At 44.5% G+C, this 23,359-nt stretch carries 22 protein-coding genes and 1 pseudogene; 12 read left to right on the forward strand and 11 right to left on the reverse strand.

What is annotated here, in order from left to right:
- Positions 1-43: 43 nt before the first annotated feature.
- Both LDO37_RS22590 and LDO37_RS22595 read left to right on the forward strand, forming a co-directional pair.
- Positions 44-1,426, forward strand: coding sequence for a DNA-3-methyladenine glycosylase 2 family protein (locus LDO37_RS22590; RefSeq protein WP_126609248.1), 1,383 nt, complete (start codon positions 44-46; stop codon positions 1,424-1,426).
- The gene (locus LDO37_RS22595) at positions 1,423-1,911 is read left to right on the forward strand and encodes a methylated-DNA--[protein]-cysteine S-methyltransferase (protein WP_126609249.1); all 489 of its coding nucleotides are present in this window, start codon (positions 1,423-1,425) and stop codon (positions 1,909-1,911) included. The genes LDO37_RS22590 and LDO37_RS22595 overlap by 4 nt, the downstream gene beginning before the upstream one ends.
- Before the next feature lie 107 nt (positions 1,912-2,018).
- Here the strand turns inward: LDO37_RS22595 and LDO37_RS22600 are convergent, their stop codons facing one another.
- On the reverse strand, positions 2,019-3,224 hold the full coding sequence (locus LDO37_RS22600; RefSeq protein WP_126609250.1) for an ROK family transcriptional regulator: 1,206 nt from the start codon (positions 3,222-3,224) through the stop codon (positions 2,019-2,021).
- 238 nt (positions 3,225-3,462) lie between these two features.
- Here LDO37_RS22600 and LDO37_RS22605 point away from each other — a divergent pair, with 238 nt between their 5' ends.
- The 7 genes from LDO37_RS22605 to LDO37_RS22635 all read left to right on the forward strand — a co-directional run bounded on the left by LDO37_RS22605 (position 3,463) and on the right by LDO37_RS22635 (position 10,898).
- On the forward strand, positions 3,463-4,986 hold the full coding sequence (locus tag LDO37_RS22605) for a glycoside hydrolase family 32 protein (RefSeq protein ID WP_126609251.1): 1,524 nt from the start codon (positions 3,463-3,465) through the stop codon (positions 4,984-4,986).
- 211 nt (positions 4,987-5,197) lie between these two features.
- Positions 5,198-6,256: a class II fructose-bisphosphate aldolase gene (gene fba, locus LDO37_RS22610; RefSeq protein WP_126609252.1), complete on the forward strand. Its 1,059-nt coding sequence runs from the start codon at positions 5,198-5,200 to the stop codon at positions 6,254-6,256.
- A 168-nt stretch (positions 6,257-6,424) separates the two neighbouring features.
- Positions 6,425-7,507 carry a sugar ABC transporter substrate-binding protein gene (locus tag LDO37_RS22615; RefSeq protein WP_126609253.1) on the forward strand — a complete coding sequence of 361 codons (1,083 nt, stop codon included), beginning with the start codon at positions 6,425-6,427 and terminating at the stop codon, positions 7,505-7,507.
- 96 nt (positions 7,508-7,603) lie between these two features.
- Positions 7,604-8,464: a PfkB family carbohydrate kinase gene (locus LDO37_RS22620; RefSeq protein ID WP_185829908.1), complete on the forward strand. Its 861-nt coding sequence runs from the start codon at positions 7,604-7,606 to the stop codon at positions 8,462-8,464.
- A complete protein-coding gene (locus LDO37_RS22625; protein WP_185829909.1) occupies positions 8,461-9,114 on the forward strand; it encodes a nucleoside/nucleotide kinase family protein in 654 nt (217 codons plus the stop codon). The genes LDO37_RS22620 and LDO37_RS22625 overlap by 4 nt, the downstream gene beginning before the upstream one ends.
- Positions 9,115-9,864 carry an ATP-binding cassette domain-containing protein gene (locus LDO37_RS22630; protein ID WP_126609256.1) on the forward strand — a complete coding sequence of 250 codons (750 nt, stop codon included), beginning with the start codon at positions 9,115-9,117 and terminating at the stop codon, positions 9,862-9,864.
- Between the two features lie 41 nt (positions 9,865-9,905).
- Positions 9,906-10,898, forward strand: a complete 993-nt coding sequence (locus LDO37_RS22635; protein WP_221768573.1) for an ABC transporter permease — start codon at positions 9,906-9,908, stop codon at positions 10,896-10,898.
- Between the two features lie 88 nt (positions 10,899-10,986).
- On the opposite strand, the gene LDO37_RS22640 is transcribed toward LDO37_RS22635, so the two are convergent.
- From LDO37_RS22640 to LDO37_RS22660, 5 genes and pseudogenes are all read right to left on the reverse strand, one after another.
- Positions 10,987-11,499 (reverse strand): GNAT family N-acetyltransferase, encoded by a 513-nt coding sequence (locus LDO37_RS22640; protein ID WP_126609280.1) that lies wholly within the window; start codon positions 11,497-11,499, stop codon positions 10,987-10,989.
- A gap of 27 nt (positions 11,500-11,526) precedes the next feature.
- Positions 11,527-12,168, reverse strand: a pseudogene (locus LDO37_RS22645) (lysophospholipid acyltransferase family protein); the annotation flags it as partial.
- Positions 12,169-12,180: 12 nt separating this feature from the next.
- Positions 12,181-13,113: a phosphatidate cytidylyltransferase gene (locus tag LDO37_RS22650; RefSeq protein WP_126609257.1), complete on the reverse strand. Its 933-nt coding sequence runs from the start codon at positions 13,111-13,113 to the stop codon at positions 12,181-12,183.
- A gap of 1 nt (position 13,114) precedes the next feature.
- Complete coding sequence (locus LDO37_RS22655; protein WP_126609258.1) at positions 13,115-13,810, reverse strand: CDP-alcohol phosphatidyltransferase family protein; 696 nt, start codon at positions 13,808-13,810, stop codon at positions 13,115-13,117.
- Positions 13,811-13,986: 176 nt separating this feature from the next.
- Positions 13,987-15,684: an RluA family pseudouridine synthase gene (locus LDO37_RS22660; protein ID WP_126609259.1), complete on the reverse strand. Its 1,698-nt coding sequence runs from the start codon at positions 15,682-15,684 to the stop codon at positions 13,987-13,989.
- Positions 15,685-16,177: 493 nt separating this feature from the next.
- Between LDO37_RS22660 and LDO37_RS22665 the strand changes: the two genes are divergently transcribed.
- Positions 16,178-16,531 (forward strand): YciI family protein, encoded by a 354-nt coding sequence (locus tag LDO37_RS22665; RefSeq protein WP_101114375.1) that lies wholly within the window; start codon positions 16,178-16,180, stop codon positions 16,529-16,531.
- An 80-nt stretch (positions 16,532-16,611) separates the two neighbouring features.
- Here the strand turns inward: LDO37_RS22665 and LDO37_RS22670 are convergent, their stop codons facing one another.
- Together LDO37_RS22670 and LDO37_RS22675 are read right to left on the reverse strand one after the other, a co-directional pair.
- Positions 16,612-17,874, reverse strand: coding sequence for an RNA polymerase sigma factor (locus LDO37_RS22670; protein ID WP_126609261.1), 1,263 nt, complete (start codon positions 17,872-17,874; stop codon positions 16,612-16,614).
- A 75-nt stretch (positions 17,875-17,949) separates the two neighbouring features.
- The gene (locus LDO37_RS22675; protein WP_126609262.1) at positions 17,950-18,726 is read right to left on the reverse strand and encodes a UDP-2,3-diacylglucosamine diphosphatase; all 777 of its coding nucleotides are present in this window, start codon (positions 18,724-18,726) and stop codon (positions 17,950-17,952) included.
- Between the two features lie 280 nt (positions 18,727-19,006).
- On the opposite strand from LDO37_RS22675, the gene LDO37_RS22680 reads away from it, so the two are divergent.
- Together LDO37_RS22680 and LDO37_RS22685 are read left to right on the forward strand one after the other, a co-directional pair.
- The gene (locus LDO37_RS22680) at positions 19,007-19,573 is read left to right on the forward strand and encodes a hypothetical protein (protein ID WP_221768575.1); all 567 of its coding nucleotides are present in this window, start codon (positions 19,007-19,009) and stop codon (positions 19,571-19,573) included.
- Positions 19,570-20,154, forward strand: coding sequence for a hypothetical protein (locus LDO37_RS22685; RefSeq protein WP_126609263.1), 585 nt, complete (start codon positions 19,570-19,572; stop codon positions 20,152-20,154). The genes LDO37_RS22680 and LDO37_RS22685 overlap by 4 nt, the downstream gene beginning before the upstream one ends.
- A 27-nt stretch (positions 20,155-20,181) precedes the next feature.
- Here LDO37_RS22685 and gntR read toward each other — a convergent pair whose 3' ends face one another.
- From gntR to LDO37_RS22700, 3 genes are all read right to left on the reverse strand, one after another.
- Complete coding sequence (gene gntR, locus LDO37_RS22690; protein ID WP_126609264.1) at positions 20,182-21,192, reverse strand: gluconate operon transcriptional repressor GntR; 1,011 nt, start codon at positions 21,190-21,192, stop codon at positions 20,182-20,184.
- Positions 21,193-21,288: 96 nt separating this feature from the next.
- Positions 21,289-22,800: an NADP-dependent phosphogluconate dehydrogenase gene (gene gndA / locus LDO37_RS22695; protein WP_126609282.1), complete on the reverse strand. Its 1,512-nt coding sequence runs from the start codon at positions 22,798-22,800 to the stop codon at positions 21,289-21,291.
- On the reverse strand, positions 22,800-23,306 hold the full coding sequence (locus LDO37_RS22700; protein WP_224055895.1) for a gluconokinase: 507 nt from the start codon (positions 23,304-23,306) through the stop codon (positions 22,800-22,802). The genes gndA and LDO37_RS22700 overlap by 1 nt, the downstream gene beginning before the upstream one ends.
- Between the last annotated feature and the right edge of the window lie 53 nt (positions 23,307-23,359).

The following is a 23,359-nucleotide window of genomic DNA, read 5'->3' on the forward strand; positions in this document are numbered from 1 at the left end:
TTCACATATGTAATCAGAGTTTTCAGCTAAGGATGCGACGCCAATGAGTAATCAGCCACTTTCAATTGAGGAATGTCAGCGAGCGAGAATGGCACGAGATCAGCGGTTTGATGGTCGTTTCTATGTAGCCGTAAAAACAACCGGTATTTTCTGCCGTCCTATCTGCCCTGCAAATTTACCGCAGGAAAAGAACGTGACTTACTATTTCGACCAAGCACAAGCTTTGCAGGCTGGGTTTCGTCCGTGTTTGCGTTGTCGGCCAGACAGTGCACCCAGCTCTTGGGCTTGGAAAGGGGCAGAAACATCGTTCCAGCGTGCGATCAAGCTGATAGAGCAAGGTGCTCTGCAATCCGGTGGTATTTCCGATTTGTCTGATCGTTTAGGTATCTCTGATCGCTACCTAAGAAAACTCTTTGATAAGTACCTCGGCATGTCTCCCAAGCAATACGCGCAGTATCACAAGCTGATGTTCGCAAAACAGCTTTTGCATGAAAGCTCAATAACCATTAGTGACATTGCATTTGCCAGTGGCTTTAACAGTGTGAGGCGGTTCAATGATGCATTTAAAAGCTTGTTAAAGCTTACGCCCACCCAAGTGAGAAAATCTGAGGGTGATGCATCGAAAACCAATCATGTACGTTTAGGCTTCAAATCGCCTTTGCATTGGCAGCACATGCTGAATTTCTATCGGATGCGTTCCATTGAAGGAGTCGAAACGATTGGAGACGATTTTTACGAGCGTCACTTTAGTTTAAATGGATCAAAAGGCTGGTTTCGGGCTTCTGTGATTTCTAACCAACACATGCAGGTTGAATTCGAACTTGATGATATTACCCAATTGAAAGCATTAGTGGTCAAGCTACGTCGTATGTTTGATCTTGATGTCAGCATTTCCGAAGTTGAGCACCACCTAACAGCGATAGCACCAGATCTAATCCGAGAAAGTGGGATCAGAATCCCCGGCGTTTGGAGCCCTTGGGAAGCAGGGGTAAGAGCCATCTTAGGGCAGCAAGTATCCGTTAAAGCGGCGATAGGTCAGCTTAATTTGTTGACTGAGAAACTGAATTCGACAGATAAATCAAAAGACAGTTCGGGTATCCAATATTTCCCTACGCCAGAGCAAGTGGCGAGTGCAGATTTAACCTTCCTTAGAATGCCTAACAGTCGAAAAGAAACGCTGGCTCGATTTGCAGATTATTGTTTGAACAATCCCGATGCCGATCCATCTGAATGGATAGAAATAAAAGGGGTTGGACCGTGGACCATTAATTACGCTCAGCTTCGAGGTCAGTCCATAGCCAATTGCTTTTTAAGTGGCGATCTTATCGTTAAGAAGGCGATGGTCCACTATCCAGAAATGTCACCTGAAAATGTCGCCCCTTGGGGCAGTTACGCCACCTTACATTGTTGGAATTTACCACTATGAAAAACTCATCTGAAAACGTTTATACCATTTTGTCCAGCAAACTGGGGGATGTCACGATCCAAGCAAATGATGACGGTTTGTTAGGTATTTGGTTTGAAACGTATACGACAAAACCACAAAAACTAGGACGTGAAGATCGCAAGCACAATGTATTAGCTGAAACTTGCAAGCAGCTTACGGAATACTTCGAAGGGAGCCGAAAAACCTTTGATGTGCCCCTTGCAGCAAAAGGCACCGATTTCCAAAAACAGGTGTGGCAAGCGTTAACGCAAATTCCTTTTGGAGAAACTTGGAGTTATCAAGATCTCGCAAACATTATTGGCAACCCGAAAGCGGTGCGAGCAGTCGGGCTTGCCAACGGCAAAAACCCTATATCTGTGATTGTGCCGTGCCACCGCGTGATAGGCAAAAGCGGTAAGTTAACCGGATACGCTGGTGGGTTAGAACGCAAAGAAGCGTTATTGAAGTTGGAAGGGATTCTTTGAGTATCCTTCAATTGACCTCTGGATGCACGGTACGGTGAATGGCGCTGTACATCTAGAGGCATTATGGACCGAATGACGACGAATAGGATTAGGCAGTGTTATTCCAGCTAGCGTGTAAACCCAAGGTGGGTTGTTGGGATCAGCAATTCGTTAGACATAACCAAGTGGTAATTGCCTTTGTGAACAATATCTTCGGAACTTGCATCAAGCAAAATTGTTAAGTGATGGGCCAAATCTGGCAGAAGCCTTTTCTTTGTGTTGAGCGTAACATCATCTAAGAAACCCTGACCCAATGCGGCAAGTTCATCACCAATAACGATGAAGTCTGGGTTGAGCTGATTCACAATATTGATTAGACCATGCGATAAACAGACTGCGAGGTGATGAACAGCGTTTTTCGCATCGACATCGCCTTCATGAAATTTCGATATCACAGATTCTAGTGTGACCGATTGGCGTTGGGTTAAATCTTCGTAGTGTTGAATCAGTGCCTTGCTTGAACAATACAGTTCTAAGCAGCCAATGTTTCCGCATTTACATTCCTCTCCCTGAAAGTTAATCGAAGTGTGACCAATTTCCCCAGCGGAACCAAGACTACCGTGATACACCTGACCATCAATAACAAGACCAGAACCCACCCCCTGACCCAGAGAAACATAGAGCAAGGCTGTTGGTGAATATTGTGCACGCAGTTCTTTCCATACCGACAATGATGCAGCTTTCGCATCGTGGCTGGCGTAAATAGGGCAGTCTTCAAAAGTCTCTTCCAAATAGGCAATAAAGTCGAAGTCTTGCCAATTTTGTGTGTCTGTCATGAGCATCATTCGATGATCCGACTCTAAAAAAGGACCAGGCATGGCGACGCCAATCCCCAATAATTCTATTTGGTCCGCTACTTTGATCTCTTTGACAAGTGAAATGATGTCGTTGGCAACCACGCTAAAGTTTAAATCGTGGTCGATAGAGTGAGTTTGCGTATGGATAAGTTTTCCAGATAAATCAAAAATAGAAATCGAGAAGTTTAGGCGTTGCAACCTAATCGATAAGATTTTTAAATACTGTTCATTGAAGCCTAAATCGATTGAACGCCGACCTCGCGCCGCTTTTTGCGTTCCAATTTCAACAATTATGCCTTCCTCAATAAGAGGTTTGATTGCGCGGGTTACGGTTGCCTGATCTAATCCAACTGATTGACTTATTTCCTTTCGCGAGCAGCTTCCGTTTTGGTGCAAGGCGGTAAGGATAACGCGTTTGTTGTGGCTTTGAACGTCGTCCATGGACACACCAACACCACCGCGTAGAGATCTTTTCATCGTGTAAAACCTTAATCTGCTTCTATTGTTATGGATATCATCGGATTAACAAGTACATGATCAATTAAATTTCAAATCCATTTAAATCAATAAGCTAATCGTATTCTTGTATGTGCCTAACAGAGAGAGTGTGAGCGCAATCTCAAGTTAACCATACTATATTTGTTCTCTACAATTAAATAGCCTAATTTAATTGCATCTAACAATTAAATAAAATATGAATCGTACAGGGACGTATATGACATTCGACAAAAAGAAGCATCAAGACAAAATAAATCAAGTAGAACAGTATATTAGGAAACATAGTGCCGACGTAAAGCAGCATCATTGGCGTGAACATTATCATTACCAGGCCCCCGTGGGGTGGATTAACGATCCTCATGGTTTAGTTCAAATAGATGGGGTATATCACCTGTTTTATCAGCATCACCCGTTTAGTGGGAAGTGGGGAACCATGCATTGGGGGCACGCAACCAGTAATGACCTAATTCATTGGAAAACACTGCCAGAAGCTTTGGCACCAAGTGAAGATTATGATGGTTGGGATGGCGGTGGCATCTTTACCGGAAGTGCAGTGAACAATGATGGAGAGCTCACTCTTTTTTATACGGGCTGCGCTCAGGACAGACAAGTACAATGTATGGCGACTTCGAAAGACGGTGTCAACTTTGACAAATACGATGGAAATCCAATTATTACCGACCCACCAGAAGGCATTAACCTCCATGATTTCCGTGATCCCAAAGTATGGAAACACGAAGGTAAGTGGTACATGGTTACCGGTGTTACTGATGGGGTTAGCGACTTAATTAACGCCTCTAATTACGAGACCAACGGGTTTGGTAAAGTGTGCATGCACCGATCCGACGATCTGAAAAAATGGGAATTTGTAGGGTACTGTGTCGAGAGTCTTGGTGAGTTAGGTACCATGCTTGAATGTCCGAACATGTTCAAATTAGGTGGAAAACACGTCTTAATGTATTCACCTATGGGACTTCAACAGCGACAAGCCATATATTTGGTTGGGGACTTGGATTACAAAACGGGCAAATTCCATTGGTCGGTGATGGGATCGGTTGATTGGGGCTTTGATTATTACGCACCTCAAGTATTTGATGATGAACAAGGACGAACTTTGATTCAAGCGTGGATCGGATCTTGGCCGTTTATGCCTTGGTGTGATGGGACCTATGACACCAGTGCTCTCGGCTGGTATGGAAGTATTTCCCTGCCAAGGGAAGTGTCACTTTGCCAAGATGGAAAACTTTCATTTAGACCAGTTTCTGAAGTGGAAATGTTGCGCCATTCACCTAAACGGTATAGCCGAGTTGAATTGAGTGATGGCGAAAAGTTTGCTTTTACTGCAGGAGACAACATTCATTGTGAAATTCTTGCCGACATTGATGTATCCGCGAGTGAGTGTGAAAGCATTGTCTTTGAAATTCGTAGTAAAGGGGAGCAAAAAACGTTGATTGAACTTGACTTCAAGCGAGGAGAGTTGGTGTTTGATCGTTCTCAGTCTGGCAATATTTCCGCATTGCGCAGAACCTGCGCCTTAGAATCAACGAGAGACGATAAGTTAAACATACGAATTTTCATGGACAGTATTTCGGTAGAAATCTTTACTGATCATGGCAGAACGACAATGACCAACAACATTTTTTCAGATGAAACGAGCGATGGGCTTTATGTCTACGCTAAAAAAGGCAGCGCAACGATCCGTTCACTCAAAACATTTGGAATGAAAAACGTTTCAGAATAGAAAATCGAATAACGTATTAAATGCCTTATAGAAAGCCTTTTCCATTGATTGGAAAGGGCTTTTTCTTTGAGAGCTGCTTTTTCCTTTACGATCTGCTCTGATTAAAAAATGATCCATTTCACAATTTGATAACACATTAATTGTTTGATGCAATTATATACCTTACATTTAATTGCAGGTAACAATTAAATGTAAGGTATATACGGAAATTATGGCTATAGTGACGTTAAGACAACTCTTGGACCACGCAGCAGAACACGATTATGGCGTGCCCGCATTTAATATCAGCAACATGGAGCAAGGGCTGGCGATAGTGAGAGCGGCAGCGAAATGCGACTCTGGTGTGATTTTACAAGCCAGTATCAATGCTCGGAAAAGCTATGCAGGTGACATCATGCTTTACAAAATGGTGACCGCTTTGTCAGAAATGTTTCCCAAAACACCCATCGTGCTTCATCAGGATCACGGCAACAGTGAGGAAACATGCTTGTCTGCCATTCGACATGGGTTTACATCCGTCATGATGGATGGGTCACTTGAGCGCGATGCTTCGACTCCTAGTGAATATCAGTACAACGTTGATATCACCCAACGTGTTTCCCAAATGGCACACTGGGTTGGGGCTTCTGTTGAAGGTGAACTGGGTTGTATTGGCTCGCTAGAAACTGGCGAAGCAGAGGCAGAAGACGGGGCCGGGGCAGTAGGTAAACTTGAGTTAAGCCAACTTCTGACGGATCCCAACCAAGCAGTGGATTTCGTTGGAAAAACGCGTGTCGATGCGCTTGCCATTGCGTGTGGTACCAGCCACGGTGCTTACAAATTCAGCCGTAAACCCGATGGTGAAATACTCGCGATGAATGTGATTGAAGCCATTCATAAAAAGCTCCCCAACACGCATTTAGTGATGCACGGCGCGTCGTCTGTACCACAATATCTACAGGATCTCATTAACGAATTTGGCGGAGAAATGCCTCAAACCTATGGGGTGCCGGTAGAGGAGATTGAGCGCGGGATCAAACTGGGTGTGCGTAAGATAAATATCGATACCGACTGCCGTATGGCAATGTCAGGTCGGTTTAGAAAACTCGCTATGCAAGAACCACTAGAGTTTGACCCCAGAAAATTCTTGCTGGCAGCCATGGAAGAATTAACGACCCTTTGCCTCAACCGTTTTGAACGTTTTGGGTGCGCGGGGCATGGTTCAAAGATTACGCCAATTTCACTGGATGACATGGCGAGCCGATATGCGCATGGCGACCTTTCTCGCTAGTTATCTATCGATTAGTTAACAGCAGAAAACATTCATAAAACAGCATAGAACATCAGAGAACTCGCATTTGTGTTTAACCGTTGTACTCATGAATGCTTGAAAATGGGTGGTAATCATCCACCAAGTTTATTGGATGCCTAAGCATCGATACGTAGAAGGAACGAGGACATGAAAAAAGGAACGTTACTGAACATGGCAGTTGTCGCTGCTATTTCATCAACATTGTCATTACCTAGCTCTGCGGTAGAACCCAAAAAGGGATTACAAATTGCAGATTTAGGACAACCTGAAACCAATCCTTGGGTGATCAATCGCCATCGATTCGAGCGATGCGTCGCGGATGCGCTGGGAGTGAAATTAAACGAATTCGATGACCAAAACTCGGAAGAAAAGCACATTAGCCAAGCTGAGTCGATTATCGCTTCGCAACCAGATGGCGTTGTATTCAACCCATTAACATCCCCCGCGGGTCTGCAAGTTGCACGTTTACTCGAGCGAAATAAAACCCCTGGTGTCGCTGTAGGTCGTTTGGTTGTCAGTGACTACGATAGAGATTACCCAAATGGGAAGTACTTTATTGGACAAGTGACTCAAAATAACACCACATGGGGTGAAGCTATTGCACAAGCAGCGGTGATCGCGGGTCATAAAAAAGTTGCCATGATTTGGAACCAAAAAGGCGTAACGTCGGCTGAGGAAATTTGGAAAGGCGCTGAAAGTGTATTTGAAAATCATTCGGATGTAGAAGTGATTGCGGAATCATGGGATCGACTTACCCGTGAAAACGGCATTAAGTACGCCGAGCAGTATTTAGCGCGTTTTCAAGAAGGTGAGTTAGACGCCATCATTGTTCTTGGCGCGGTTGCCGGTCTCGGCAGTCAATTCGCTATCGAACAAGCGAAACGGACGGACGTCTCGGTGATTACAACCGATATAGATGAACAAGTGGCTCAACACATCAAAAATGATCGTCTTGAGTTCAGTATCGGTGGTCACTGGATGGTTGGCGGGTTTGGATTAATCCAACTGTACGATTACCTTCACGGATTCCCTGTTGAAGATACACAACCCCTTTTCAGTTTGATTCCGGTAACAAAAGCCAACGTAGATACTTACTCAAACGGGTTACTCAATGGCTGTATTTTAAGCCCTGAAGACATTCGCAGTTTATCTAGGGTTTATAACCCTGACGCAAATCTCCCAGGGTTTATCGACAGCTTCTCAAAAAGTTGGGAGCAATTTGTCAAGTAACTAGAGTTCAAGTCGTAGTTTTAGTCAGTCGTTTCATGGGATGAAGGCATAACGCCTTCTCCTATGAAGACTAAAACCACACTCGGAGGAATCGAATTGAGTAACGTTTTATTTATTGGCCGTTCCACCCTCGACGTGATCAGCTTGGTATCGTCTTTCCCTAAGCCAGATTCAAAAGCAAAAGCAATCAGTAATTTCATGGGAGCTGGCGGATCTGCGTTGAATGCGGCGGTAACGTGTTCTTGGTTAGGGGCGAATGTGACACTGTTGACTTCGCTAGGTCGAGATTGCGCAGCGAAAGAGATTGTGGAAGCTGACCTCAAAGAACACAAGGTTAAGTACATCGATATTTGTGAAGAAGAGGCCTATCAAATTCCGGTTTCTTCCATTATTTCATCTGCCGATGATGCGGCAAGGCTTGTAGTGAATGCCGCGCAAGAAGAATGTAGGGATGTCAGCCATAATCTATCTGTATTTGAACAGCAATTTGATTTGGTCTTGATCGATCAATATGAACGCCACTTTGTTGAAAAGTATCAAGAAGAAATAAAAGGGTTAGGTTGCCCTATTGTTTTAGATGGCGGCAGTGAGAAGCCGTGGAGCGAGTTTTTTCTCAACTTAGCGGATATCCCTATTGTTTCTGAAAAGTTTAAGCCTTTGGGTGTGGAGTCGTACTTGAACGCTTTTAACGCTCCAGATAGTCGTAGGAATGGGTTTGAAAATTGGGCGGTAACGTTAGGGCAAAAAGGCGTGAGGTATTCTAGCTATGGCAAGATCCATGAGTTGCCTGCTTGCGATGTTGATGCGGTAGACACGCTGGGCGCAGGCGACATTTTTCACGGGGCATTTTGCTATTTCTACGCAGAAAATCACGACTTTCAAAACGCGCTAGAGCAAGCAAAAGTGATTGCTGCGAGAGCATGTACTCAGATGGGGACAAGGAGTTGGATGAAATGAACCATGCGATTATCCGAACCATCTGTGAAAAAGCGAAAAGAAATAGGGATGTCATCCTAGTTGGCATTAGTGGTGCACCTGGAGCCGGAAAGTCTACGTTAGCGTTGGCATTGGTGGACGCGCTAAATCATGAGCATGCGATAAGTGCACAATACTGCCCTATGGACGGCTATCACTTCACGAATAAGCAATTGCATGAGAAACAGCTAACGAAACATAAAGGACGAATCGATACCTTTGATGCTCAAAGCATGAAAAAAGATATTGACCGGCTGCGAAGTGAAGATAAGCCGTTTTACTGGCCGGCGTATAGCCGAGAGCTGCACAACCCGATAAAAGAGGGCGTTGAAATCCGTAGGGAGACCCGTGTCTTTATCGTGGAAGGTAACTATATTTTTTTCAATACAGGTGAGTGGCGATGCATTCGTGATGCACTTGATTTAAAGATATTTATTGACGTTCCAAGAGATGTTTTGAAAAGAAGACTGATCGAGCGTCACTTAACTGGTGGGAAGAGTGAGCAAGAAGCGCAAAACAAAGTGAATAAAACGGACCTACCTAACGCTTCACTTATCTCATCCAGCTCATCCGCCGCTGACATAGTGATAGACCCTTTAGGGAAAGTGCTCGACCAACAAGGAGACAAATGAATGGATTCAGCGAGTAAACCGATATTAGAAGTATCCCACGTAGCGAAATCTTTTGGTGGTGTTCATGCCTTTCGGGATGGATCTTTTTCCTTAAACAGTGGCGAAGTTCTGGCTGTTGTTGGCGCAAATGGAGCAGGAAAATCAACTCTGATTAAAATGATTTCGGGCGTTCACACTCCGGATGCGGGAACCATATCTATAAAAGGGGTTCCCGTACCAAGGGCGGAGCATTCTGTGAAAACAATGCGCGAGTTAGGCATTGAAGTGGTGTATCAAGATTTGGCATTAGTGCCGAATATGAGCGCTCCCTACAACATGTTCTTAGGAAGAATCCCAACCAAGTTTGGCTTGTTTGTCGATGAAGAAGCAATGAAAAAGAAAACACGTGAAGCATTGAAAATGCTCAACGTGACAACGGTTCAAAGCCTGACTCAACCGATATCAGAGATGTCAGGCGGGCAACAACAAAGCATTGCAATAGGGCGCGCTATCGCATGGGGAAAAGACATCATCATTCTTGATGAGCCGACAGCGGCGTTGGGGCCCAATGAGACGGAAGAGGTCGAGCGGCTCATTGAGCAAGTTAGAGACAATGGAACAGCAGTGATCTTGATTAGCCACAATTTGGATCAAGTGCTTCGTTTAGCAGACAGAATCATAGTGACCCACCATGGGGTGACATCGAAAGAGTTTGATAAATCGGAGATAACACTAGAACGGTTGATTAAAGCAATAACCGTTGGGGAATAAAAGGAATTAGGAATGCTTAAGTTATTAGGAGATCAACAGGCATGAGCGTAGATGTATCCAAAAGGAACGCAGCGAGAATGGAGCTGCTGCGTTCAAATGTCCCTTTTATCTCCATTGTTTTGGTCATTGTACTGTTTGGAATCATCAGTGGTGACCGATTTCTTTCTGAACGTAACTGGACGTTTATTGCGCAGCAGTTACCCGTGTTAATGCTATTGGCGTTTGCTCAATTGATTATTGTAACGACGGGTTCAATCGACATTTCTGTCGGTTCGAGCCTTGGTTTCAGTGCCTTTATTGGTGCAATGGGCATGATGTACTTCGGTGACGTTGGTTTAGTCCTTGGTGTTGTGGCTGGTATGTTTATAGGTGCAATCAATGGGTTGATCATTTCTGTGCTCAAAATTCCGTCTTTTGTGACGACGTTAGCCATGTTGATTATATTGCGAGCGCTTCTGATCATTATTTCAGATGGAAGTTCAATCTACATTACTGAAAATGAGGTTCAAGGCAGCAGTGGTATTCGTTCGGTTTTTGCTCCGTGGCTATTAGAGCTAGGACAATATCCTACGATTTTCATTGTGTCGGCGGTTATCGCGGTATTGATGTGGATTTTTTATCGTAAAACAGCGTTTGGTCAGCAACTCAAGGCATTGGGGGGGAATGAGGAAGTGTTATCTTTGGCTGGTGTCTCCGTTAATGTTGTGAAAGTCAAAGTTTTTGCGGCAGCCGGTTTCATGGTAGGTCTTGCAGCGGTTATTAACCTAGCGCGTTCTGGTGCCGCAACGCCCCAAGCAGGAATGATGATGGAGCTCGATGCCATTGCTGCGGTTGCTTTGGGCGGAACCTTGTTAACAGGGGGGCATGGCAGCGTTGTAAAAACAATCATTGGCGCTCTCATACTTACGGTCGTTTCAAATGGGCTGACCATTGCGGGCGTGCCTCCTTCATGGAGCGAGGTGGCTCGTGGTGCGCTGCTGATTGTCGCAATTGCTATTTCATTGGATCGTAAGAAGATTGGTATTGTTAAGTAAACTAAGCGTTAAGTAAACCAAGCCAAGATGAATCTGAGGCGGCGTTAACAGCCGCCTCAGATTTTTATGATTAACGTTCTTTTTGAGATTAAAGCTCAGTTTTTAAAATCGCGTACAGGTATTCATCCCACCACTCGCCGTCTTCTCGGTGAACACACTCTTTAAAGTGGCCTTCGCGTCGCATACCCAGTTTCTCCATTAATCGATAAGAGGAGGTATTCTGTGGCTGACACGTTGCGATCACTCTGTGTACGTTCCCTTTAGAAAACCCATAGTCGATCAGCGCTTGAGCAGCTTCAAAGGCGTATCCGTTTCGTTGGTGGTCGCAATGGATAACCCAGCCAATCTCAAAGGTGTATTCGTTAAAACATGGGTGAAAGATCATGTGCCCGACCACCTTACCACTTCCTTTTAATTCAACCGCATAGGTTGTGGGTGTGCCATTGGCTTCTTGTTCTAGCAATTCATCCATTTTTTGTTCGTCTAATGCGCCTTCAGGAAGGTAGCGTGCAATGTCTGGGTTGGTGACGTAGTGCGCTACATCTTGTTTATCAGCAAGCTTGATTCGACGAATGGTTAACCTTTCGGTGTTGAGCTTTATGTCCGGCTGATTGAACTCAAGATCTTTGGATTTATCGCGAGTTAAGCAATGCTCAGAAAGGTCGGTGAAAGACACAATGACATTATCAAGAAACTCATCTGCGGAATGACTGGTAGGTAAAGCTTCTCCAATTATGCAATCGCAGTTAAATGGAACAGGGATTTTACTGCCTTTCGGCATGGCTTTTCCGAGCCCGTGCATCAAAACCGGTATCACCTTTATATGGGCATGTTGCTCTACCAAATAGTAAATACCTTTCTTCAATTCACTAAATTCTTCGGGGCTACCGCGGCTGCCTTCAGGAAAAAGAATTAAGGTGTCGCCATTGTCGAGTGCTTTATGGCATTCATCAAAAAGGGCATTTTTATCGGTATTTCCTTTTCTGTCTAACGCTAAAATTCCGATACATACACTGGCAAACCAAGCTTTGAATCCGCCTTGCTCCAAGAAATAATCGGCGGCTGCGACAGGGCGAATTTTATGTATTCGATTGAGAGGGAATAGGCTCATCAATACGAGCGTATCGAGATGGCTGTTGTGATTGGCGATAACCACACAGCCTTCGGTTTTAGGGAAATTATCACGCCCACGTACGTTTAGCCCGATCACAATGAGAACAAAGGGCTTCACGACCAAGGCAAAAAAGAGCACTTTAACGAATCGATTCATGTGTGTGCCCTCTTAATAGTGCAAGTAATACAGTAAATGGAAAAAGAGCGGCGAGGTAAAAGTAAGGCTATCTAGCCTATCAAGAATACCGCCGTGTCCTGGAATAAGGGTGCCACTGTCTTTGATCTGTAGGTCGCGTTTTACCGAGGAGATAACCAGATCGCCAACAAAACCCGAAAACGCAATCAATGCACCAGCTAATAAGCCTTGTGCATGGGAGAACGGGGTAAGGAAAGGGGCGATAGCGGCACTCATTAATGATATGGTTGCAACCCCACCAACGAACCCTTCCCATGTTTTATTTGGGCTGACTTTTGGCACAATTTTCCGTTTGCCAAACGACTTCCCCCAAACGTATTGCGATACGTCATTTAACTGCGTCATAAACAGCAAAAACAGAATCGGACCAATATGACCAGCGTCGACATTCTTAACCGGCAGCACCAACAAGTAAGCGATGTGGCTGATACACAGAACCGTTAACATCATTGCCCAGTGGAGCACGCCAGCAGAATGGATAAACCCTTTGGTTTCGCCCAGTAACACCATGCGCATCGGTAAGAACAAAAAGACGTAGACGGGAATAAAGATGAGGAACATCCCATACCATTCGTACCCGACCCATAAGTATTGCAGTGGAATCGCAATGTACGCCCACAAAATGACGCGTCTGTCGGTTAGACGGGTAGGGATGATGGAAAGGAACTCTTTCAAGGCGAGAAAGCTCACAAACCCAAAAAAGGCGATGGCGGCGTTTTTACTGAGTATTAAAACGAAAAAGACCAAGCCTATGATCCACCACCAAGAAGTGATTCTTTGGCTCAGTTCGGTGTAATCTTTTTCTGGGTGTTTGAGCTTTTTGAACCAGCATACGGCACTGCCCAAGCACAATAATGCCAAAACCAGAACCATGACATAAAACGAATATTGCGGAACTCCGAACATATTAGCTCTCTGTACTTGATTCTAAGAAAACATAAGCCGCGCGTGCTCGTCTAACAATGGTAATCACGCAGCCTAAAACAATCACAATGAGTGTGGCGAGTAGAATGCTCCCTTGTGGGAACCAAAGGTGCTCCCAGATCGTCGCGATTGAGGCCAGAGTTACTAACGCCATGCGGTGCTGTTTTGCCATTGGACCGCGAAAATCACTTTTGCTGCCAATACTGGTGGCGAGTGTTCGAACGTAAGCAGTAAAGACAGCCAGTAACGCCGCTGCCCAGCCTAAATGCATAGCATTAGGAAAAAAGGCACTTAGGTGGAATCCAAGCGCGATAAAGATAAAGGAATCCGCGACGCGATCTGGAATGTCATTGAACAGTTCACCAGAAGGCGTACTTTTTCCACCTTCTACCGCAACCATGCCATCAAACAAATTACAAAGCAGTCGGCACTGAATAAACAGAGCGGTTAGAACAAGCAAAGTGTTTGGGATGAATACACTACCCGCTGCTGCATATTCGTAAGCGAATGGGTAGGCACTTAAGCAGATGGCGGATAATGCGGAAAACACGACACTGGCTATGGAGATTTGGTTCGGAGTAATGGATCTCCCAGCTAACCAAGCAGCAATTCTTTTACTGAATCCGGCTTGGCGTACCTTCAATGGGCGACGACCTTCAACTTCTTGGTTTGACGACACTTGACCTTCCCTGCAATAGAATTGGGCCTACAGACCCTAGAGTGAAGGGGATTATAATCACTTCATTGCACAATTAAGTAGCGCCATGATCTCAAATACCTAATTTTTTACAAAGTTGAGAATGCCATTCCGTATTACCAGTGTACCCAAGTAATTTAAAGATGCCGGATACAGAATCAAAAGTCGGCGTCGATTTGAAATGTCATCGGCTCTTTCGTGTACGGGTGATCAAACGATAGCCACTCTGCATGCAGGTGTAATCGGTTGGCTTTTGTGCCATACAAATCGTCGCCAACAATCGGCATAGCCAAGCCAAGGTGGTGGGCACAATGCACTCTCAGTTGATGGGTTCTGCCTGTTTTAGGATAAAGCCGCACTTTGGTTGTGCCTGATGTTACCGAAACTACTTCCCATTTCGTTTCTGCTGGTTTTCCGTGTTCGTAGCACAAAAGTTGTCTTGGTCTGTCATCCGGATCACCTCTAAGCGGCAGGTGAACATCGCCAGTCGGAGAAGTAAGCTCGCCTTCAATCATGGCCACATAACGCTTTTGCACGTGGCGCGTAATAAACTGCTTTTGAAGGCTCTTATTGGCTCGTCTGGTAAGGGCAAACACCAAGATTCCCGAGGTCGACATATCAAGCCTATGAATAACAAAAGGACCTTCAACATCGGGGAATTGCTGTTGCAACCTATGGTAAACCGAGTCCTGAATAAAGCGTCCAGGCACCGAAAGAAATTCAGCAGGTTTGTGCACTACGACAATGGCTTCGTCTTGATAGAGAATATCGATCTCTTTACCTTCTGCTGGGTTTTCAAGTAATGGATTATCGTCTAATTCCATGCCTTCCAGCATATGCCCCAGAATGGGATGGCATTTGTTTTGGCACGCAGGGTAATATTTTTTGTGCTGACGCACTTCAGATTTAGGCGATACGCCCCACCAAAATTCCGCCATAGCGAGCGGCTTTAAGCCATGGGAAAACGCGTAATGTAAGAGTTTAGGGGCGGCACATTCACCGGAACCAGCTGGTGGGATTGGGTTACTGGTTGCGGAAAAGATATCCAGCAGCGATTTCATGTCTCCGGACTGGTTCAAAAATCGGTACTGGTCGAACAGTTTGTTTTGCAACTTGGCAGACAACACTTTGCGCTTTTCCATCAGAGATTCAAGCTGAAGGGTGAAGCCATCGAGTTTCGCTTGAACTTGGTCGATGCGTTGTTGCCATTCCAGCTTTAAGTATTTTTGTTTGTTCTTCTCTGCAACGCTTTGTTTGCCTAATTCTTCAATCAATAAGGAAAATGCACTTTGATCTAACGAGTTTTCTGAAGCGGCTAACTCTGCTTCTTTTCGCTGTATTTTTCTACTCGCTCTACCTGCAATCATGAGTTGGCGATGCGCCTCTATCTCCTCATCTCGCTGGCGTTGTAATACGCTAATGGTCGCGTTAAGTGAAGTAATCTCAGGGTTCGACTTTAGTTCTGTTACTTGGCTATTGATCTGCGTGACTTCTTCCAATTCATCTTGGTAGAAGCTGTCTTCAGAGAGCATATCGAATACCGGAGGTACAAACCCCGGTAATAGATTTTGATCCGCAATTTTGCCAGAAAAGGCAGATAGAAAGCCAATCTCCGATTGCTCTGTTTCCACCAGAAGCACACCAAACATTTTCCCTTTTCCGGGGGCTTCATCTCCTTCTAAACCAAAGTTATGTTGCCATTCGCTTTGAGTTTGCAAGTGTCGTTGTAGCTGTTCCGAGGCCAGCACACAAAGAGGGTGGGGCTGGTAGTAAAACGGAAACGTAAAACGCTCTGGAAGCGAGTAAGCCTCGGTAGATGATTCAAAAGAAGTGAAACAAAGCGGCGCCTTCGACATATTGGCTTATATACTCAAGTAGTAAGGGAGCGGTGAATTTTACGGATTTAGGTTAAAAAGTCATGTCCGAAATTGTTATCAATTTAACCTTATGAAAAGTTGGACCTTTTTAAAAAGATAAAAATAGTTTGAAAAAAGTGTCCCTGTTTAGAGATGCGATTCGTCTAGGTAGTAACTAGGGGCTGTTGACCTTTCGAGATGATTTTTGCAGCAATTTGTGGGTGATTTATACAAGGCAGAGCTTATTCGGTGTAGTCGCTCTACATCAATGAGCGATAACGCAGTAGAAATAAGCCACAAATGCTGCCCGAAGGGTTCGCTTCTATGCACTTTACTCTTTGTTGCAAGGTATTTGCTTAGAATGACTAGGCTACACACCTTGCGCCGCGATTAAAATGCATAGAACTCGAACAAAATTTAACCGCGAAAGATCAACAGACCCTAGCAATTATGAGTTAGTTCAAACAACAAGTTTTTAACAAGGAGAAAAAGAATGAGCAATTACATGTTGATTTACGTAGGTGGCGATCCAGAGTGGGCACAAAATACGACACCAGCAGAAATGGAAACCGCTATGCAGGCATGGACTGATTGGATGGAAAACCTCGGTGCAAAAGGTCAGTTAGTCGAAGGGGGAGACCCGCTTAACTATGGCGGAAAACGCGTTGATTCTGCAGGCGTTGTCACCGACATCGCAGCGAGTGAGTTTAAAGAACTGGTTTCTGGATACTCTATTGTGAAAGCGGAAAGCTTTGATGAAGCGGTTGAAATCACTAAGACGTGTCCGATTTTCAATCACCCTGGTTGCTCGGTCGAAGTACGAGAAATCATGGAAATGGGTGGATAAAGAGCTGTCTCATAGAGCTCTTAGTATATCGAATAGCAGCCTAGGTTAACTGCCAACCTAGGCTGTTTTTGTGAATTAAGTTAACCGCGTAAAAGGTGAGTGAGTTGTTGGTGCATCAATTTTTGCTCATGAGGTGTTCCGCCTTTTTCACCCGATGCTTTTGCGTACGCGAAGGCTTTTTCTTCATCACCTGTCATTGCATGTAAGTGCGCCATGGTGGCGTCTAACATATGTGTTTTGGATAGCAGGGGTGAGCTCCCAAGTTTTGTCACTACAGCAATGGCTTGCTCTGAAAAACCTGCGTATCCAAGGGCAACCGCTAAATTTAGCCTCGCCACATCTGAATCGGTTTGTTCGACCAAGGATTTATAAAGGCCAACAATATCCTTCCAGCACGTATCCTCAAATGTCTGACTGGTGCAATGTTTCTCGGCTATCGCTGCTTCCAGAAAAAAGCGCCCCTCTGAAGAGGTTTGGGTTGCTTTTGCAATAGATAGCATTTTGCAGCCAGCGTCTATGTACTGAGCGTTCCATAGCTGACGATTTTGTAGGTTTAAAGGGATCAGGGCATCGTGCTCATCTAGCCGCGTATCTATCCGCGCAATGTGAAAATGCATCAGCGCAAACAGTGAAAGGGTTTCTTTATTGGGAAGCGTGGGGTGCTCTATCACCAACTTCATCAGTGCAATAGCATCCTGACACAATTCTTTGCGAATCGCTGATTTATGGTCGGAGCAATGAAAACCTTCGTTAAACAACAAATAAAGAACAGTATGAACGCGCTCGATAACCCGTTGGTAGTCTTCTTCATTGGGCAGTTGATCCGGTAAAGCTTTTAGCTGCTGTTTGGTTCGAAGTAAGCGTTTTTTAACGGTTTCTTCTGGCAACAACAAAGCGCTGGCTATAGAACGGTTATTAAAGCCACAGAGCGCTTTTAATATAAATGGAATTTGATTTTGTGGCTTAATGTCAGTGGTGCAGCAGAGAAAGATCATTCGTAGTTGTTCATCACGAATGTATGGTTCGTTAAATGACTCATCTACCGAGTGGCTCATGGTCCATTCACTTTCAAGTAAATCAGAAAGCTGCTCCGAAAGCTTGAGCTTATTCTTTTGAGATCGAATCACGTCAATGGCGCGATTCCGAGCGGTTTGAATGAGCCAGGCTTTCGGGTTGTCTGGCAGCCCTTTTTCGTGCCATTTAAGAAGTGCCGTGTTAAACGCTTCGTGCATCATATCTTCTGCAAGATCGATATTGTGATTGCCGAAGATACGGATCAAGGAAGCCAGTATCTTGGGCGACTCAGCGCGATAAAGTGAGGATAGGGTGCTCTCTACGTTCATTCTCTAGGCTCAAGCATATTGGATTAACTATTAGTCTAGTTTATCAGAGCCTTAGTGCCATGAATGAGACCCGTTCTACGCTGCTTTTGGTATTTTGGAAACACTGGCTTGTTGCTTCGTCCAGTAGATCAGCTCCATGCTGGCATCGTGATGTTCTACAAATACCGTGCAGTTCTCAATCCAATCGCCGTCGTTAATGTATGTCATGTCGCCACGGTAGGCGATTTCAGGGTAGTGGATATGGCCACATATAATGCCGTTGTACCCATTCTTTTCTGCGTAGTTCAAACCCGCTTGCTGATAACGTGCAATGGCTTGGTTGGCTTTAGGTATCTTCTTTTTGATGTAATTAGAAAGCGAGAAATACTCCATGCCACCCATGGTTCGAAATGTGTTGTACCAGCGATTGATAAACAGCAACAGATCATAAAGCACGTCGCCTAAAGTCGCTTGCCATTTACCAAGGCACACCTCTGAATCAAATTGATCGCCATGACAAACCAAGTAACGTTTTCCAGTTAATGTCACGTATTCAGCGTAAGGCAATATTTCGACACCTGCGAAAAACTGCTTTAAGTAGCGCCTCATCGCGGCATCATGATTGCCTGGAATATAGACAACACGAGTCCCACTTTGTTGAAGCTTAATGAGCCTATGGATCACTCTATGGTGGCTGGAAGGCCAAAACATGCGTTTTCGAAGGGATTGTAGGTCAATGATATCACGTACAAGGTAGAGGGTATCGGCTTGGCAATTTCGAAGGAGGTCGAGGAGGTAATCCGCTTTGCAATCTTTAAACCCTAAATGTAAGTCTGAGATAAACATACTTCTTACATCAAGTTTTTGCTTCATATTAACCTGCTTGAAGTCGTTACAACGTTTCTAGGTAATAACTTAGGAGGTGCAAATGACAGTCTAGTTAATGATTGATGATGCTTTGTTTAAATGTCGATTTGTTACTGAGTGATACATTAAGTGCAAAGAGTTTAAAAATTTGCATGTAATAGATATGTAAATCAATAAGAGCTTGTTTCATAAAGTTTATATTAAATTTAATACGTTATTGACTCTTGTGTGTGCATTGCTATATTTGTGCAAAAAATGGAACTAGGCGCATATAAAGGGAACTGAAATGGATCATTCTGTATCACCACAAGAACGAGCTTTTATTCAATCTGGAAATCTTGAATTATTTTGGAAGAGTAGACTTGCAAAGAAAGATCCTGTGGCTCGCATTGGTTACGCGTTGTGGGTGAGTGACGTAAGTAAGTTGAAACATGAAATCCAAAGGGGGGAGTCAAGTTTTTGGAACAACAAAGGCTTTGCATATTGGGAGACAATGGCAAGGTCAACGGTCGTTAATTTAGCCGTTGGGCTTGAAAAAGGCGGGTTTCGCGGTACGTTTGGGGAAATGAGAGCGAAGATCAAAGAAGTTGGGTTAGAAGTAGCACGTCAGCACGTTAGATTTGTGTCTTCTGATTTCAAGAACAAGTTTGGTGATATACCTGGAAAACTAAGCTTAAAACAAATGGCAGACTACCATCATATAGCATTTAAAAAATTCAACATACCTTCAGACTTTTATGGTGGGACTTGGTTGAGTGTTGTCCCTGATTCTATTGAATTTAAAACATATGGTGACTTATATTGTCACGATTGTGATTCCGCCACTGGTTATCAAGGAGCAACGGCAAGATGATCAGAAACTTATTATGTGTCACGCTGTTTATATGCAGCAGTTCTAAGGCTAGCGTGCTTGAGTGGGGGGGAATGTGTCTACCTGAAAGCCACCTCTCACCTGGCACTGTTATGAATCTAAATACCAGCGACAAAAATTTCGACTCTAGTGATGGCTATGGACCTTCGCTATATTTCGATGGTCATGAAATAGCGAAACATGTGCCAAAATTTCAGCATCAAGTTATTCGTCCAAATGGTAGCACTGTATTCGAAAATCTCATGATCAACCTTACACAGCGTAGCTTAGAAGTGCCTAATCTTGGTAACAAGGCACTAACGGAATCTGAAGAGATAAAGTCTCTGTATTTCTATGAAGGCACTAGCCCCTATGATTGGCTTGCTTTTAAAAAGAAAGGTGGACACTACGAATTTTGGGGGACATGTGACTCCGATGCTGGCAACGATTATACCTGTTTGCGTAGCTTGAAAATCAATGACATCTACGCCAATTATTATGTCAGTAACTACAATATTCGTCAGTACGAGCAAATAGAAGTCTTTCTCAAGGATTGGCTAGAATCAAACGAATGCAGTAAGTAGTGCTGCATTCGTTCTTATCTTACGGCTCTACAAACTCTCACCCATATCCACCGAGTATTTCAGGTCAATAACCTCACCAGTAATGGGTTCACCATTAAGTCGCTTTAGCAGTTCTGTTGCGGCGGTCACGCCAATTTCTTCACGTGGGGTAATGACGGTGGCTAATCTTGGCGTCATTACTTGGCTTATATCGTGCCCGTGGAATCCAGCAATGCCCATTTGTTCCGGCACTTGTATGCCCAATCTTAGGCATTCATAAAATGCACCAATGGCTAAGTCATCGTTAGTGCAAAATATGCCATCAATATCTGGGTTATCTGCAATGGCCTTCTGGAGCAATTCGGCACCTAACGTAAAAGAAGACGCGCTTTCTGTTTGCAGTTCGAGAGGGGTAAGCCCTGCGTTGGTCATGGCTGCGCGATAGCCAGCCATTTTTAATCGAGTACGCAAATCCATACGTGCCGCAAAGTAAGCAATGTTTTTTCTGCCAGATTGGATCATGGCTTCGGTCATTGATTTTGCAGCGGCGTGATTATCGAATCCGACGGCTTGGTGAAGTGGTTCAGATGTGCTGTCCATGATTTCGATGACAGGAATAGCAGCCACTTCAAGCATCTTCTTTGCCCTTGGAGTGTGGACGCTTTCCGACAAGATCATGGCATCCACGTTGTACGACAGAAGGGACGCAATGTTCTTCTCTTCGATATCGGAACTGTAGCCATAGTGAGCAATCATGGTCTGGTAGCCAGCTGGTGCGGTGACTTGCTCGATGCCTCTAATCACTTCTGCAAAGACTTGGTTGGTTAATGAAGGAACTAGGACACCAATGGCTTTGCTCTTTGCGTTAGACAGGATGTCAGGAGCCCGGTTAGGAATGTACCCCAAATCTTCAACGGCTTTCTGAATTTTTACACTCAATTTTTCGGATACCTGTGAAGGGTCACGAAGGCAACGGCTCACCGTCATCTTAGTCACACCAACGAGGTCCGCAACATCTTGTAGTGTAGGGCGCTTTTTCTTCACTGTAGGGCTTTCCATAGAATTGTTACTGGTAACATTCTATGGAAAGCATGCTAAAAAAGCAGCGAGAAATCGCAAATTATGTGAGAAATATCGGTGATAGAAAGAAATGTTTTAGGAGGTTCGGACTTCTTCTTTGGAGTGGCTGTGCCACGTGGTGTGATATTTCTTATCCTCGGATTCATCGGTACGTGAATAACCATGAGAACCAAAGTAGTCACGCTGAGCTTGCAGCAAATTTGCTGGCAACGCATCGCATTGAAGCGAATCGAAATAGTTTAAACAAGATGCGATCACTGGAATAGGAACCCCTGATGAAACAGCACTCACCACGGATTTTCGCCAACCTTCTTGATTGTCTTGTAAAACCTTGTGTATCGAGCGATCTAAGAACAGGTGTTTCAGCTTGGATTGACCATGACCTCCCTCAGCAAATGCAGTAGCGATAGGGTTTAACAAGTCCGCTCGAATAATACAGCCAGCGCGCCAAATTTGAGCAATCTCGGTAAAATTGAGATCCCAGTTTTGTTCTAAAGCCGTCACACGCATCAAGTCAAAACCCTGTGCGTAGATACTGATTTTTGCGCAGTACATGGCGTCGTGAAGGTTATTGATAAAAGTTTCACGGTTTGCAGAACAGCTTTCATGAGCGGAAGGTTGACTAAGAATTTTAGAGGCGGACTGCGAGATGGACTGACGAAGCGCTTTTTGGGCACTAAGTGTGCGAGCATAAACGGCTTCGGTTAAAGAAGGTGCAGGGCAGCCAACTTGAAGGCTGTTTAACGCAGTCCAAAGCCCTGTTCCCTTTTGCTCCGCTTTATCGAGAACGATATCAACAAAAGGTTTGCCGCTTTTGTCATCTTGGTGTTGCAAAACCTCTGCACTTACTTCTAAAAGATAGCTGCTTAAAACACCTTGATTCCAACGTTCAAACACTTTAGCAATTTCGCTCGCGTTTAAATCCAAAGCATCACGCAGCAAATGGTATGCTTCACAGATAAGCTGCATATCGGCGTATTCAATGCCGTTATGTACCATTTTGACGTAATGCCCAGAACCAGCAGGACCAATGTATGCGCAGCAAGGGCTAGACGTTGCATCATCTTTAGTTACACTGTCACTGTATTTAGCTGAAATGGCTTCAAGTATCGGTCGCACCATTTTCCAGTCTTCAACATTCCCACTTGGCATTAGTGAGGGACCAAATCGAGCGCCCATTTCACCACCAGAAACAGCCGTTGTGAAAAATCGAACTCGCCCATTGTATTTGTCTTCTCGGCTAATCGAATCCGTCCATAAACTGTTTCCAGTGTCGATAACAATATCGTATTCGGATAGCCCTGCTTCTAACAAGTCTTCGATAGCGTGATCAACCACATCACCAGCGGGAACAGATAAGATAACGATTCTCGGGCTCTGTGAACCTGAAATGATCGCCGATATTGCCGACGCTGGAAAAAACTTTGCAGAGGTCGCTAGGTTCTCGGCTTCACTATGGGCGCGCTGAACTAAGTTGGTATTAAGATCGAATCCAATGACCGAGTAATCATTCTCTAACAGGTTTAGCGCAAGGCTTTTTCCCATAACACCTAAACCGACAACAGACACTGTTTTGATTTCGCCCATCACGCTTGATTCTCCATAGCTCGGATATTGCACAGAGCAGAGGCAAGAACGTCTTCAACGTTGGCGGTAACATCGACCGTAATGGCTTCGGATGGCAAAGGTTCAACCAGTATGTTGAACTGGCTTTCTAGCATTTGTTTACCGTTAAAGTAGTGATTAGGGCGAGAACGGTGCCGAGACCATATAGTGTCGAAATCGCCTTTTAGGTAGACAATGGTGATGTCTTGAGCATTTTCTCTCAATATGTCGCGGTACTCCGGCTTGAGTGCAGAACATGCGATCACGATTCGGTCGTTATCTATAAACAGCGAATTCAGCCTATGCAGCCACCCCAACCTGTCTTGATCAGACAGCGGAACCCCTTGTTGCATTTTTTCGATATTTTGGGCGGAATGGTAATCGTCGCCATCGAAAAACGGATACTTGAGCGCTAGGGCGAGCTTGCTTCCAATAAGGCTCTTACCACAACCAGAAACACCCATTACCAAAATTTTCTTATTATTCATGGAGCACTATTTCCTTTGTGCTGACCGATGTCGCCAGCACGTAAAAATCTTTA

Source organism: Vibrio penaeicida, assembly GCF_019977755.1.
Lineage (GTDB): Bacteria > Pseudomonadota > Gammaproteobacteria > Enterobacterales > Vibrionaceae > Vibrio > Vibrio penaeicida.

Coding starts and splice junctions, on each gene's coding strand:
- LDO37_RS22635 (WP_221768573.1), top strand. CDS start 9,906: ATGAGCGTAGATGTATCCAAAAGGAACGCAGCGAGAATGGAGCTGCTG.
- LDO37_RS22670 (WP_126609261.1), bottom strand. CDS start 17,874: ATGAACGTAGAGAGCACCCTATCCTCACTTTATCGCGCTGAGTCGCCC.
- LDO37_RS22630 (WP_126609256.1), top strand. CDS start 9,115: ATGGATTCAGCGAGTAAACCGATATTAGAAGTATCCCACGTAGCGAAA.
- LDO37_RS22665 (WP_101114375.1), top strand. CDS start 16,178: ATGAGCAATTACATGTTGATTTACGTAGGTGGCGATCCAGAGTGGGCA.
- LDO37_RS22605 (WP_126609251.1), top strand. CDS start 3,463: ATGACATTCGACAAAAAGAAGCATCAAGACAAAATAAATCAAGTAGAA.
- LDO37_RS22625 (WP_185829909.1), top strand. CDS start 8,461: ATGAACCATGCGATTATCCGAACCATCTGTGAAAAAGCGAAAAGAAAT.
- LDO37_RS22595 (WP_126609249.1), top strand. CDS start 1,423: ATGAAAAACTCATCTGAAAACGTTTATACCATTTTGTCCAGCAAACTG.
- LDO37_RS22600 (WP_126609250.1), bottom strand. CDS start 3,224: ATGAAAAGATCTCTACGCGGTGGTGTTGGTGTGTCCATGGACGACGTT.
- LDO37_RS22590 (WP_126609248.1), top strand. CDS start 44: ATGAGTAATCAGCCACTTTCAATTGAGGAATGTCAGCGAGCGAGAATG.
- LDO37_RS22650 (WP_126609257.1), bottom strand. CDS start 13,113: ATGTTCGGAGTTCCGCAATATTCGTTTTATGTCATGGTTCTGGTTTTG.
- gntR (WP_126609264.1), bottom strand. CDS start 21,192: ATGGAAAGCCCTACAGTGAAGAAAAAGCGCCCTACACTACAAGATGTT.
- LDO37_RS22615 (WP_126609253.1), top strand. CDS start 6,425: ATGAAAAAAGGAACGTTACTGAACATGGCAGTTGTCGCTGCTATTTCA.
- LDO37_RS22685 (WP_126609263.1), top strand. CDS start 19,570: ATGATCAGAAACTTATTATGTGTCACGCTGTTTATATGCAGCAGTTCT.
- LDO37_RS22700 (WP_224055895.1), bottom strand. CDS start 23,306: ATGAATAATAAGAAAATTTTGGTAATGGGTGTTTCTGGTTGTGGTAAG.
- fba (WP_126609252.1), top strand. CDS start 5,198: ATGGCTATAGTGACGTTAAGACAACTCTTGGACCACGCAGCAGAACAC.
- gndA (WP_126609282.1), bottom strand. CDS start 22,800: ATGGGCGAAATCAAAACAGTGTCTGTTGTCGGTTTAGGTGTTATGGGA.
- LDO37_RS22675 (WP_126609262.1), bottom strand. CDS start 18,726: ATGAAGCAAAAACTTGATGTAAGAAGTATGTTTATCTCAGACTTACAT.
- LDO37_RS22660 (WP_126609259.1), bottom strand. CDS start 15,684: ATGTCGAAGGCGCCGCTTTGTTTCACTTCTTTTGAATCATCTACCGAG.
- LDO37_RS22680 (WP_221768575.1), top strand. CDS start 19,007: ATGGATCATTCTGTATCACCACAAGAACGAGCTTTTATTCAATCTGGA.